Consider the following 13666-nt stretch of genomic DNA (forward strand, 5'->3'; position numbering starts at 1 on the left):
CTTACGAACTCTTGCGCACCCGCAGGTACCACTCGCACAGCAGGCGCACCTGCTTGGCGGTGTAGCCCTTCTCCACCATGCGCGTCACAAAGTCTTCGTGCTTCTTGGCCTCGTCCGCACTGGCTTTGGCGTTGAAGCTGATCACGGGCAGCAGCTCTTCGGTGTTGGAGAACATCTTTTTCTCGATCACCTGGCGCAGCTTCTCGTAGCTGGTCCATGCCGGGTTCTTGCCCTGGTTGTTGGCACGTGCCCGCAACACAAAGTTGACGATTTCGTTGCGGAAGTCCTTGGGGTTGGCAATGCCCGCGGGCTTCTCGATCTTCTCCAGCTCGGCATTCAAGGCCACGCGGTCAAACACCTCGCCGGTGTCAGTATCGCGGTACTCGTTGTCCTGGATCCAGTAGTCGGCGTAGGTCACGTAGCGGTCAAAGATGTTTTGTCCGTATTCGCTGTAGCTTTCCAGATAGGCCTTCTGGATTTCCTTGCCGATGAACTCGGCATAGCGCGGGGCCAGCAACTCCTTGATGAAGCCGGTGTACTTCTGCTCCAGGTCAGCCGGAAACTGCTCGCGCTCGATCTGCTGCTCCAGCACATACATCAGGTGCACAGGATTGGCGGCTACCTCGGCGCTGTCAAAGTTGAACACCTTGGACAAAATCTTGAAGGCAAAGCGGGTGGAGACCCCGTTCATGCCCTCGTCCATGCCCGCGTAGTCGCGGTACTCGTGGTAGCTCTTGGCACGCGGGTCGGTGTCCTTCAGGCTCTCGCCGTCGTACACCTCCATCTTGCTGTACAGGCTGGAATTTTCAGGCTCCTTCAGCCGCGTGAGGATGGCAAACTGGCTCATCATCTTCAGCGTGCCCGGGGCGCATTTGGCCTGGCCCAGTGACGAATCGCGGATCAGCTTTTCGTAGATCTTGATCTCTTCACTCACGCGCAGGCAGTACGGCACCTTGACGATGTAGATGCGGTCCAGAAACGCCTCGTTGTGCTTGTTGTTGCGGAAGGCCTTCCACTCGCTCTCATTGCTGTGGGCCAGCACAATACCGTCAAACGGAATGGCACCAAAGCCCTCCGTGCCCTTGAAGTTACCTTCTTGCGTGGCTGTCAGCAATGGGTGCAGCACCTTGATGGGCGCCTTGAACATTTCCACAAATTCCAGCAAGCCTTGGTTGGCCAGGCACAGGCCGCCCGAGAAGCTGTAGGCATCGGGGTCGTCCTGCGAAAAGCTTTCCAGCTTGCGGATATCGACCTTGCCCACCAGGGACGAAATATCCTGGTTGTTCTCGTCGCCGGGCTCGGTCTTGGCCACGCCAATCTGGCGCAGCGTGTTGGGGTAGCGCTTGACCACCTTGAACTGGCGAATGTCACCGCCAAACTCGTCCAGGCGTTTCACCGCCCAGGGCGACAGGATGCGCTGCAGGTAGCGCGGCGGGATGCCGTAGTTGTCTTGCAACACTGGGCCGTCTTCCACCGCGTCAAACAGGCCCAGCGGGCTTTCGTTCACGGGGGAGCCCTTGATGGCATAAAACGGCACCTGCTGCATCAGGTGTTTCAGCCGTTCGGCCAGGGAGCTTTTGCCGCCGCCCACAGGGCCGAGCAAATAGAGAATTTGTTTGCGCTCTTCCAGCCCCTGGGCGGCGTGGCGGAAGTAGCTCACCACCTGTTCGATGGCGTCTTCCATGCCATAAAACTCGGAGAAGGCGGGGTACACCTTGATCAGCTTGTTGGCAAAGATGCGTGAGAGCTGTGGGTTGTTGCGCGTGTCCAGCACCACCGGCTCACCGATGGCGGCCAACATGCGCTCAGCCGCCGTGGCGTAAGTGAGCGGGTTGCGTTTGCACTCAGCGAGATACTCGTCCAGAGTCATCTCTTCTTCGCGGCTGCGTGCGTGGCGGGCTACGTAGTTACCAATGGCGTCCATAAGACCTCCTGGCTGGAACAACAAACCTGAATCCCTAGCGGCGGATTCCTGATTTCAGTATATGCCTTGGACTGCAACACAGTCCAGTTGGTTCCCCATACCCATGTTGTTTGAAAAGCGAATAAACACCGTGCTATACCCCGCTTATCGCAGCACTCTGCAGTGCGCTAGGTCAGCTGCGCATCCAGCGCGTCCAAACCAGTCACCATCTGCATGCGGCAACGCTCCATCAAGACGGGCATGTCGTCCAGCGTCATGCCGGTGGTGGCGATAGGTGGCAGGGTTTGGATGACGATGGTGCCGCTGTGCCAGCGGTTGAGGTTCATGCTGCTTTTGTAGTTGCTGCAACACAAGGGGATGACGGGCACACCCGCATTGATGGCCATCTGGAATGCCCCTTTTTTAAAAGGGAGTAAGCCCTGCCCGAGGTTGCGCGTACCTTCGGGAAACACCCAGATCGAGGTGTCCTCATGCTGCATTACATCGGTGGTTTTGAGCATGGCCTGCTTGGCCTTGAAGGCATTGCCCCGGTCGATGAGGATATTGCCGGCCAGCCAGTAGATCTGGCCGAAGAAGGGAATCCACTTCAGGCTTTTCTTCCCCAGCGACACCGTGCGCCGTGGCACCGCACAGCCCAGCACAAACAAGTCCCAGTTGGACTGGTGGTTGGCCACGATGACGAAGGGGTTAGGCTGCGCCAGCATGTCCGCCGTGTCCAGCCGCACCGTGAGCCCCAGGATACGCAACGCCGGCGCCGAATACATCCAGCCGCACAGCCGCGAGTTGTCGGGGTTGAAGGGGCGGGCAAAGCAGATGATGAAGTTGATCGCCGAGGCCACCAGGAAATACAGGCCCAGTATGGCAAGGCGAAGAAGGTAGAGCATGGTGGATGGGCTGTGAGAACAGTGCAGGAGTTTAGGCGAGCTGGTTTAGAATCCGTCCAGTCAGGAGAGAGCTTCCCCCGCGGAGGCCGCCGAAGGCGCAGGACGGCTGATTGCAGCGGTCTGAACGCTCAGGCAAAAGGACTGACATCCGTTGGTGGCTTGGCTGCCAACGACACCCCACTGGAGAGAGGCTGCAGACCTTGCAGCCCACCGAAGGAGCAACCCGCAGTCTGCGCACACCGTGCACGCAGGCCCGGCGAATCTCTCAGGTAAAGCGGACAGCGGGGGCAGCACCGGGCGGGCGCAGCCATGCACTCGTCCCGGGTTTTGACTTGCCCCTACCTGGATTGCCGCCATGTCCGCCACCGACACCCCTTTGTTGACCACCCCGCTGAACGCGCTGCACATCGAGCTGGGCGCCCGCATGGTGCCGTTTGCCGGCTACTCCATGCCCGTGCAGTACCCGGCCGGCCTGATGGCCGAACACCACCACACCCGCAACGGCGCGGGCCTGTTCGACGTGTCCCACATGGGCCAGTTGCGCCTGGTCGGGCCCGACGCCGCAGCCGCGTTTGAGACGCTGATGCCCGTGGACGTGATCGACCTGGCCGTGGGCAAACAACGCTACGGCCTGCTGCTCAGCGACGAAGGCACCATCATTGATGACCTGATGTTCTTCAACAAGGGGAACAATGAGCTGTTCGTGATCGTGAACGGCGCGTGCAAGGTGGGCGACATTGCGCACATTCAGGCCAAGATTGGCAGCCGCTGCGACGTGATCCCCCTGCCCGACTACGCGCTGCTGGCGCTGCAGGGCCCGCAGGCTGTTACCGCCCTGTCCCGCCTGGCGCCCGGCGTCGAAAAACTGGTGTTCATGACCGGTGGCAATTTCACGGTCGACACGGGCACGCAAAAAATCGACGTGTTTTTGACCCGCAGCGGCTACACCGGCGAAGACGGGTTTGAAATCTCGGTGCACAACGACCACGCCGACGCGCTGGCCCGTGCGTTGCTAGCGCAGCCCGAAGTCAAGCCCATCGGCCTGGGCGCCCGCAACTCGCTGCGTCTGGAAGCCGGCCTGTGCCTGTATGGCAACGACATTGACACGACGACCAACCCGGTAGAAGCCAGCCTGTTGTGGGCCATGCAAAAGGTGCGCCGCGCCGGGGGTGCGCGCGAAGGTGGCTTCCCGGGTGCTACAAAAATACTAGCTGCACTCGCAGATTCCACGGGGGCCGGAGCCCGGAAACGCGTAGGACTGATCGCGCTGGAACGTATTCCCGTGCGCGACCATACCGAGCTGCAGGACGGCGCCGGCAACAAGATCGGCGAGGTCACCAGCGGCCTGCTCGGCCCCACGATTGACAAGCCCGTGGCCATGGGTTATGTGGATACGGCCTGGGCGGCTGCAGGCAGCAAAGTGGTGGCCATCGTGCGCGGCAAGCCCGTGCCCATGGAAGTCAGCGCCATGCCTTTTGTGCCAACCCGTTACTACCGCGGCTAAACCGCCGGGCCGGGGCGGCTAAAGTCTGTCCTGGCAGGTTCGTTTTTATTGTTTTATTTCTATCAATTACCCATTTTTCAGGAGTTCTCCATGCCCATCCAGTACACCCCCGACCACGAATGGCTCAACGTTGAAGGTGGCATTGCCACCGTGGGCATCACCCACCACGCGCAAGACGCGTTGGGTGACGTGGTGTTTGTGGACCTGCCCGAAGTGGGCGCCTCGATCGACGCCAAGGCCGTGGCCGGCGTGGTGGAGTCCGTCAAAGCTGCTGCCGACGTCTACATGCCCGTGACCGGCGAGATCACTGAAGTGAACGAAGCCCTGCGCGCCGACCCCAGCCTGGCCAACACCGACCCATTGGGCGCCGGCTGGTTCTTCAAGGTCAAGCTGTCCAACCCCGCCGAACTCGAAGGCCTGATGGACGAAACCAGCTACTCCGCCTTCTCCGCCAGCTAAACACCTGCCACCTGCCTGCCATGCCAACGACCTCTGCCCCCACCTCCGCACCCACGCTCAGCCAGCTGGAAAACGCCAGCGAATTCCACGCGCGCCACATCGGCATTGATGCCGCCGACGAAGCGCTGATGCTCAAGGCCATCGGCGAGACCTCGCGCCGTACGCTGATCGACAGCATCGTGCCGCGCAGCATTGCGCGCGCTAGCCGGATGGACATCCCCGCTGCGATTACCGAGGCGGCGGCGCTGGCCGAGATCAAGGTGCTGGCAGGCAAAAACAAGGTGCTGAAAAGCTTCATTGGCCAGGGCTACTACGGCACACATACACCCGGCGTCATCCTGCGTAACATCCTCGAAACCCCCGCCTGGTACACCGCCTACACGCCCTACCAGGCCGAAATTTCGCAGGGCCGCATGGAAGCGCTGGTGAACTTCCAGACCATGGTGTGTGACCTGACCGGCATGCCCATGGCCAATGCGTCCATGCTGGACGAAGCCACCGCCGCGGCCGAAGCAATGACGCTGGCCAAGCGCAGTGTCAAAAGCAAGAGCAATGTGTTTGTGGTGGCCGGTGACTGCCACCCGCAAACCATCGAAGTGATCCAGACGCGCGCCGCGCCGCTGGGCATCACCGTCATGCTTGCCAACTCCGCCCCCGAGTGGGAAGCCGCGCTGGCCAGTGACTACTTTGCCGTGCTAGCCCAGTACCCCGCCACCAGCGGCCGCATTGACGACCTGCGCGCCGACGTGGCGCTGGTGCACGGCAAACAGGCCGCCTTCATCGTGGCTGCCGACCTGCTGGCGCTCACGCTGCTGACACCGCCCGGCGAATTTGATGCGGACATCGTGGTCGGCACCACCCAGCGCTTCGGCATGCCACTGTGCAACGGTGGCCCGCACGCTGCCTACATGGCCTGTCGTGACGAATACAAACGCTCCATGCCCGGCCGCATTGTGGGCGTGAGCATCGACACGCACGGCAACCCGGCCTACCGCCTGGCGCTGCAAACGCGCGAGCAACATATCCGCCGCGAAAAAGCCACCTCCAACATCTGTACCGCGCAGGTGCTGCCGGCCGTCATCGCCAGCATGTACGCCGTGTACCACGGCCCCGAAGGCCTGACCCGCATCGCCCAACGCGTGGCCAAGTACACAGCAATCCTGGCCAAGGGTCTGGAGCAACTGGGTGCCCCGGTGCGCGCCCAAGCTACCTTTGACACGGTCACGCTGAAGACCGATGGCGCTACGAATTCGATAGCTGCTCGCGCAGTATCCGCGGGGGCCAACCTGCGAATTTACTTTGAAAACTACCTCTGCATCTCGCTGGATGAAACCACCACGCGCGAAGACATCACGCTGCTGTGGAGCCTGTTTGCGCAACCCGGCATGCCCCTGCCCAGCGTGGAAGCGCTGGAAGGCACAGCCGAGTCTTTGATCCCCGCCGCGCTGCGCCGCACCAGCAAGTTCCTCACGCACCCGGTGTTCAACACCCACCATTCCGAGACCGGCATGCTGCGCTATATCCGCATGCTGAGCGACAAGGACCTAGCGCTGGACCGCAGCATGATTCCGCTGGGCTCCTGCACGATGAAACTCAACGCGACCAGCGAGATGATCCCCATCACCTGGCCCGAGTTTGCGAACATCCACCCCTTCGCCCCCGCCGACCAGCGCCAGGGCTACACCGAGCTGGACGCACAACTGCGCGCCTGGCTGTGCGCCGCCACGGGTTACGCAGGCATCAGCCTGCAGCCTAATGCGGGCAGCCAGGGTGAATACGCAGGCCTGTTGGTCATTCAGGCCTACCACGCCAGCAAGGGCCAAGCGCACCGCAATATCTGCCTGATTCCCAGCAGCGCCCACGGCACCAACCCGGCCAGCGCGCAGATGGTGGGCATGCAAGTGGTCGTCACCAAGTGCGACGACAACGGCAACGTGGACATGGCCGACCTGCAAGCCAAGTGCGAACAGCACAGCGCCAACCTGGCCGCGGTGATGATCACCTACCCCAGCACCCACGGCGTGTTTGAAACGTCGGTCAAAGAGCTGTGCGCCCTGGTGCACCAGCATGGCGGCCGTGTGTATGTGGACGGCGCCAACATGAACGCACTGGTGGGCACCGCCGCCCCCGGCGAGTTTGGCGGCGACGTAAGCCACCTGAACCTGCACAAGACCTTCTGCATCCCCCACGGCGGTGGCGGCCCCGGTGTCGGGCCAGTGTGCGTAGTGGCCGACCTGGTGCCTTTCTTGCCCGGCCACGCCACGGGCGGTGTGCGTGGCACCGGCGCAGTCAGCGCCGCGCCCCTGGGCAATGCGGCGGTGTTGCCGATCAGCTGGATGTACTGCCGCATGATGGGCGCGGACGGCCTGCAGCACGCGACCGAAGCGGCCATCCTGGCAGCCAACTACATCAGCTCACGCCTGGCCGACCACTACCCCACGCTCTACGCATCGGCCAACGGCCATGTGGCGCACGAATGCATTCTGGATCTGCGCGGCTTCAAGGACACCTGCGGCGTGATGGCCGAAGACGTGGCCAAGCGCCTGATGGACTACGGCTTCCACGCGCCCACGCTGTCTTTCCCCGTGCCCAACACGCTGATGGTGGAACCTACGGAGAGCGAAACTCTGGCCGAGCTGGACCGCTTTATCAGCGCGATGATCGCCATCCGTGGCGAAATTGCACAAGTCGAAGCCGGAAGCTGGCCACAAGACAACAACCCCTTGAAGCATGCTCCCCATACCGCCGCCAGCTTGATGGGCGCCGAATGGGATCGTCCTTACAGCCGCGAGGTGGGCGCCTTCCCGGTAGCCAGCCTGAAGGCGGTGAAGTACTGGCCCAGTGTGGGCCGGGTGGACAACGTGTATGGCGATCGCAACCTGTTCTGCAGCTGCGTGCCCTTGTCGGAGTACGCTGAAAGCTAAGTTGAAGATTTCAGAGCGGCACTGCATTGCATGCAGCCGCCCTGGCCAGGCTGGACCTGGCATCGCAGCGGGAGAGCCTGGCGCCTGAAAACGCCAGCGCCGAAGGAGCAACCACCCCGGAAACTCTCAGGCAAAAGGACCGCTGCGATAGGGATGTTGAATCCCAGAGCACTCTGAAGAGCTGCCGTGGCTTAGTCACCCGGCACACCGCAGGAGCAAGCCGCTGGCCCACAAGGCCGGTGGTGAATCTCTCAGGTCTCAAACAGAGGGGGTCGTCACCTGCACATGGTGTGTGGGTTGGCGACTTCTTGGTTTGCGACTGATAAGCGAGAGCTCTATATGAAACACATAGCCATCATTGGCGGCGGCATCACCGGCGTCACCAGCGCCTACACCCTGGCCCAGGCGGGCTACCAGGTCACCCTGATCGAGAAAAACCGCTACGCGGGCATGGAAACGTCGTACGCCAACGGCGGCCAGCTGTCGGCGTCCAACGCCGAGGTCTGGACCCACCCCAGCACCATCGTCAAAGGGCTGAAGTGGATGTTCACCAAGGACGCCCCGCTCTTGATGAACCCCACGCCCACCTGGCACAAGCTGAGCTGGATGGCCGAGTTTGTGGCTGCCATACCCAAGTACCGCGATAACACCGAAGCCACCACGCGCCTGGCCATTGCCGCGCGCGAGCACCTGTTTGGCTGGGCCGAGAAAGAAGGCATTGACTTCGACCACAAGCGCAAAGGCATCTTGCATATCTACCGCAACAAGGTGGGTTTTGCGCACGCGGGCACCGTGTCCACCATGCTGGCCGCCGGCGGCCTGCCGCGCCGCGCCGTCACCCCCGATGAGATGCGCGCGATTGAACCTACGCTGCAAGGCCAGTACTTTGGCGGCTATTACACCGAGAGCGATTCGACCGGCGACATCCACAAATACACCCACGGCCTGTCCAAAGCCTGCGCGCGGCATGGCGTGAAGTTTCTGTATGGCCACCAGGTGCATAGCGCCTGGGCCAATGGCCACAGTGCACAGCTCACGCTGCGGCACGAAGGTGGCACCGAGACGCAGGTGTTTGACGGCGTGGTGGTGTGTGCCGGCGTGCATGGGCGTGGCATCGCCGCGCAGCTGGGCGACCGGCTCAACATTTACCCGGTCAAGGGCTACTCCATCACCGTGCAGCTGAATGACGAAGCCAGCCAGCAGGCCGCGCCGCAGGTGAGCCTGCTGGACGACGAGACCAAGCTGGTGACCAGCCGACTGGGCCAGGACCGTTTCCGCGTGGCGGGCACGGCCGAGTTCAATGGCATGAACCACGACATCCGCGCCGACCGCATACGCCCGCTCGTCCAATGGGTGAACCAGTGCTTCCCCGGCGTGAGTACGCGCCGTGCGGAACCCTGGGCCGGCCTGCGACCCATGCTGCCCAATATGCTGCCGCGCGTGGGCCGGGGCAGACGCGCCAACGTGTTCTACAACACCGGCCACGGCCACCTGGGCTGGACGCTGTCCGCCATTACCGCGCACCAGTTGGCAGGCCACGTGCAGCAGCACTTTGCAGTCTGAGTCAAACCCGTCCACACTACCCCCAGGAGTCCACCATGGCAGTCTCTGTTTTCGACCTGTTCAAGATCGGTATCGGCCCCAGCAGCTCGCACACCGTGGGCCCCATGCGGGCGGCGCGGCAGTTTGTGGCGCGCCTGCAGCACAGCGGCGTGCTGGAGCAAACCGCCACGGTGCGCTGCTGGCTGCACGGCTCGCTGGGCGCCACTGGCAAAGGCCACGCCAGCGACGTGGCCGTGCTCCTGGGCCTGAGCGGCCATGAGCCCGACACGGTGGAGGTGGACGTGATCCCCGCGCTGCTGGCCGAAGTACGCAGCAGCCAGCAGCTCAGTCTGGGTGGCACGCACCGCATTGCCTTCCACGAGAAGGACGACCTGCTCTTCATGCGTGCGCCCCTGCCCTTCCACGCCAATGGCATGCGCTTTGTGGCAATGGATGCGTCGGGCAAGGAACTGTCGGAGCGCATCTACTACTCCGTGGGTGGCGGCTTTATCGTGAGCGACGAGGTGGCAGCCGATGGCACGCGGCAGAAGGTGATCGCACCCGACGCCACCGTGCTGCCCCTGCCCTTTACCAGCGGCGATGCGCTACTGCAGTTGGCCGCGCAGCAGGGCCTGAGCATCGCGCAGATCATGCGACGCAACGAGCAGCACTGGCGCAGCGATGCCGAGATTGACGCGGGCTTGCTACGCATCTGGCAGGTCATGCAGGACTGCGTGAAGCGCGGCTGCGCCGCCGACGGCGTGCTGCCCGGCGGCTTCAAGGTCAAGCGCCGCGCCAAGGCGCTGCTGCAGGCGCTGACCGCCAACCCCGAACACGCGCTGCGCGACCCGCTGCAGGTGATGGACTGGGTCAACCTCTACGCGCTGGCTGTGAACGAGGAAAACGCTGCCGGTGGCCGCGTGGTGACCGCGCCCACCAATGGCGCGGCCGGCATCATCCCCGCCGTGCTGCACTACTACACGCGCTTTGTGCAAGGGGCCACAGACGCAGGCGTGATCGACTTCCTGCTCACCGCGGCGGCCGTCGGCATCCTCTACAAAGAAAACGCATCCATCAGCGGCGCAGAAGTGGGCTGCCAGGGCGAAGTGGGCGTGGCCTGCAGCATGGCCGCAGCCGCCCTGTGCGCCGTGATGGGCGGCACGCCGGAGCAGGTAGAGAACGCGGCCGAGATTGGCATGGAGCACCACCTGGGCCTCACCTGCGACCCTGTGGGCGGGCTGGTGCAGATCCCGTGCATCGAACGCAACGCGATTGCGTCGGTCAAAGCCATCAACGCCGCCCGCATGGCGCTGCGCGGCGACGGTTCACACTTTGTGAGCCTGGACAAGGTCATCAAGACCATGCGAGAAACCGGGGCAGACATGAAGACCAAATACAAGGAAACCGCGCGCGGCGGGCTGGCGGTGAATATTGTGGAGTGCTGAGGCATTTATCATGGCTGGATGACGTTTCACCGCTTCGCCAACAGCCTGGGCACCCGCATCATCTTTATTGGCATGTGCCTGCTTCTGGTGGGCAATGTATTGCGCTATATGGCCCTGAGCAGTTACCTTCGCGAAGACATCACCACAGTGATGGCCGCGCAGCAGCTGACGCTGGCCAACTACGTTGCCCGCGAGGTGGACCAGAAGCTGCTGGAACGCCAAGCCCTGCTGACCCAGGCGGCGGCCACCCTGCCGCTGGGCTTGCTGGAACGCCCCGCGGCCCTGCAAAGCTGGCTGGCAGTGCGGCAGCAATACCAGCCCTTGTTTTCCCACGGCCTCATCGCCTACACACCCGACGGCAAAGTGCTGGCAGGCTCTGCGGCCCCCACCACCAAACCGCTTCCCAGCTATGCGGATGCAGAGCTGTTCCAGGCCGTCCAATCCGGCGCATTGACCGTGGGGCGCCCCATACGGAACACCACCACCCAGGAAGCTGTGCTGCCCATGGCGATCCCAGTGAAAGACACCGCAGGCAAGGTACGCGCGGTGTTGATGGGCGTCACCGCGCTGGCGACTCCAGGTTTCCTGTCCTTCACGGACCAGGACCGCATTGGCAAGCAAGGTGGCTTTTTGCTGATCTCGCCGCGCGACAAGCTGTTCATCGCGTCCACCGTGCCCAGCATGGTGCTCAAGCCCACACCGCCACCGGGCGTCAACGCCTTGCACGACCGCGCCATGCAGGGCTACCGCGGCACGGGAACCACCCTCAATGCCTTTGGGGTGGAAGAGATTTCTGCCATGGCGTCGGTCCCCAGCACCGGCTGGTTTGTGGTGGCCCGCCTGCCCACCACCGAGGCTTTGTCGGTGCTGGCGCGTACCAAGCGCTATATGACGCTGCACGGCAGCTGGGCACTGTTTGCCTTCGTCGCCATTGCGTCCGTTCTGCTGTACTACGCGCTGCGCCCGCTGCTGCAAGCCGCTCAGCAGGCCGACCGCATGACCCGCGGCGAAGTGCCCTTGGAACCCCTGGTGGTGGCGCGCCAGGACGAGGTGGGACATTTGACGGAGGCCTTCAACCGCCTGCTGGTCAAACTGCAAGCCAGCCAGTCAGAAATGGTGCACATGGCCCACCACGATGTGTTGACTGGCCTGCCCAACCGTGCGCTGCTGGCCGACCGCCTGGCCCAGGCTCTTGCACGTGCGCACCGCCGTGGCTGCCACGTCGCTTTTCTGTGCATTGACCTGGACCACTTCAAGCCCATCAACGACCAAATGGGCCACGCCGCGGGCGACCAGGCGCTGGTGGAAGTCGCGCGGCGCCTGAACGCCGTGGTGCGCGAGTCCGACACGCTGGCCCGCATCGGCGGGGACGAGTTCGCCGTCTTGCTGGCCGATCTGGACGCCGACCCGGCCACTGCCGAGCAAGCCGCCACCGCCGTGGCTGCCAAATGCCTGGCCGCGATCGCGCCGCCCATTGCCCTGGACACAGAGACGCGCATTCTGAGTGCCTCGATTGGCATTGCCATGGGTGACGGCACGGTGTCGCCGCATCCCCTGCAGCTGGCCGCCGACCGCGCCATGTACCAGGCCAAAAACGCCGGGGGGCAGCGTTATCTGGTGGCTACTTCGGTCTGATTGTTGTTCGCGTTCCCACGCGTCTGACGCTGTAGCCGCTCACAATTCAGGAGCGCCTCGCGCATAGTCCACGGGGGCTAGAGGCCTCAATGAGGCTTAAACGCCCTCTCAGACCTTGAACTGATCCACCGCGTTCTGCAGGCTGCGCACGCGCTCGCTCATGGCGGTGGCGGCGCTGGCCGTGTGGCCTACCTGCTGGGTGTTGTGGGTGGTTTCGGCCTGCATCTGCACCACCGATTCGGTGGCCTGGCGCACGCTCTGGCTTTGCTGCATGGAGGCCGCCGAAATCTCGCTCAAGATGTCGGTCACCTGGCGCACAGCGCCCACGATGTCTTGCATGGTGTGGCCTGCCCGGCCCACCAACTGCGAGCCACTCTCCACCTGCTGGGCCGAGTGGCTGATGAGATGGCGAATTTCCTTGGCGGCGTCGGCACTGCGGCCGGCCAGACTGCGCACCTCGCTGGCCACCACGGCAAAGCCGCGGCCCTGCTCGCCGGCGCGTGCGGCTTCCACCGCCGCATTCAGCGCCAGGATGTTGGTCTGGAACGAGATGCCTTCGATGACGGCAATGATGTCCACCACCTTGCGCGAGCTGTCGGCAATCGCGTGCATGGTTTGCACCACTTCGCCCACCACCTCGCCGCCGCGCTGGGCAATGCCCGAGGCGTTCACGGCCAGCGCATTCGCACTCTGGGCGCGCTGTGCGTTTTCTTGCACCGTAGACGTCAACTCCGACATGCTGGAGGCCGTGGCACTCAGCGCATCGGCCTGCAGGCGCGTGTGCTGCAGCAAGTCTGCGCTGGACTGGACGATGTCCTCAGAAGAGGCTGTCAGCGGCGCTGTGTTTTCCTTGATCTGGGTGACCAGGTCGGTCAGCGTGTCTTCCATGGTGCCCATGGCGTCCAGCAGGCGGCCAAACTCGCCACCGCGGGTGTTTTCAAAATCGTGGCTCAGGTCGCCCGAGGCCACGGTTTCCGCAATCTGGATCGCGTCGGCCAGGGGCAGCGAGATGCCGCGTACCTGGTTGAAGGTGGAGACCACGCCCACCAGCACTGCCAGCCCGGCCAGCACCAGCATGGTGGTCTGCGCCTCGTCTGCAAGCACACGAAACTGCGCGGCCTGCGCCGCTACCGATGAAAGCGTGCTGTAGCCGGTGTACAGCACCGCAAGCAACAGGGACAGAACGATGGCAGAGGTCAGCGACAGGCGGGTGCCGACCGATAGAGACTTGAGGAACTGCATGCGCTTCCAATACGGTTATGAAAGTTCTTGGCGCTAAATCGGCGCAGTGTAGCCCAGCCCCCTGCGCAACCGACTGCCGATTACCCTAGCCCAACCCACCCTCACCC

At 63.3% G+C, this 13666-nt stretch carries 9 protein-coding genes and 4 riboswitches; of the genes, 6 read left to right on the forward strand and 3 right to left on the reverse strand.

Going from position 1 to position 13666, the window contains the following annotated elements; all coding sequences use genetic code 11:
- Window position 1: 1 nt before the first annotated feature.
- Both AC097R_RS14955 and AC097R_RS14960 read right to left on the reverse strand, forming a co-directional pair.
- Complete coding sequence (locus tag AC097R_RS14955; protein ID WP_479598920.1) at window positions 2-1924, reverse strand: PrkA family serine protein kinase; 1923 nt, start codon at window positions 1922-1924, stop codon at window positions 2-4.
- 167 nt (window positions 1925-2091) lie between these two features.
- On the reverse strand, window positions 2092-2808 hold the full coding sequence (locus AC097R_RS14960; protein ID WP_479598921.1) for a lysophospholipid acyltransferase family protein: 717 nt from the start codon (window positions 2806-2808) through the stop codon (window positions 2092-2094).
- A gap of 51 nt (window positions 2809-2859) precedes the next feature.
- A riboswitch (glycine riboswitch) is annotated at window positions 2860-2962 on the forward strand.
- A 16-nt stretch (window positions 2963-2978) separates the two neighbouring features.
- Window positions 2979-3100: riboswitch (glycine riboswitch) on the forward strand.
- Window positions 3101-3163: 63 nt separating this feature from the next.
- On the opposite strand from AC097R_RS14960, the gene gcvT reads away from it, so the two are divergent.
- The 6 genes from gcvT (at window position 3164) to AC097R_RS14990 (ending at window position 12317) form a co-directional block, all read left to right on the forward strand.
- On the forward strand, window positions 3164-4312 hold the full coding sequence (gcvT, locus tag AC097R_RS14965; protein WP_479598922.1) for a glycine cleavage system aminomethyltransferase GcvT: 1149 nt from the start codon (window positions 3164-3166) through the stop codon (window positions 4310-4312).
- Between the two features lie 90 nt (window positions 4313-4402).
- Complete coding sequence (gcvH, locus tag AC097R_RS14970) at window positions 4403-4771, forward strand: glycine cleavage system protein GcvH (RefSeq protein ID WP_479598923.1); 369 nt, start codon at window positions 4403-4405, stop codon at window positions 4769-4771.
- Window positions 4772-4791: 20 nt separating this feature from the next.
- The gene (gene gcvP / locus AC097R_RS14975; protein WP_479598924.1) at window positions 4792-7695 is read left to right on the forward strand and encodes an aminomethyl-transferring glycine dehydrogenase; all 2904 of its coding nucleotides are present in this window, start codon (window positions 4792-4794) and stop codon (window positions 7693-7695) included.
- Between the two features lie 58 nt (window positions 7696-7753).
- A riboswitch (glycine riboswitch) is annotated at window positions 7754-7847 on the forward strand.
- Between the two features lie 11 nt (window positions 7848-7858).
- Window positions 7859-7971, forward strand: a riboswitch (glycine riboswitch).
- 63 nt (window positions 7972-8034) lie between these two features.
- Window positions 8035-9258: a D-amino acid dehydrogenase gene (locus AC097R_RS14980; RefSeq protein ID WP_479598925.1), complete on the forward strand. Its 1224-nt coding sequence runs from the start codon at window positions 8035-8037 to the stop codon at window positions 9256-9258.
- 35 nt (window positions 9259-9293) lie between these two features.
- Window positions 9294-10682, forward strand: a complete 1389-nt coding sequence (locus tag AC097R_RS14985) for an L-serine ammonia-lyase (protein ID WP_479598926.1) — start codon at window positions 9294-9296, stop codon at window positions 10680-10682.
- Window positions 10683-10700: 18 nt separating this feature from the next.
- A complete protein-coding gene (locus AC097R_RS14990; RefSeq protein ID WP_479598927.1) occupies window positions 10701-12317 on the forward strand; it encodes a diguanylate cyclase domain-containing protein in 1617 nt (538 codons plus the stop codon).
- Window positions 12318-12425: 108 nt separating this feature from the next.
- Here AC097R_RS14990 and AC097R_RS14995 read toward each other — a convergent pair whose 3' ends face one another.
- Window positions 12426-13559, reverse strand: coding sequence for a methyl-accepting chemotaxis protein (locus AC097R_RS14995; RefSeq protein ID WP_479598928.1), 1134 nt, complete (start codon window positions 13557-13559; stop codon window positions 12426-12428).
- Window positions 13560-13666: the final 107 nt, after the last annotated feature.

It is taken from the genome of Rhodoferax sp. ZS1R25 (assembly GCF_056521335.1).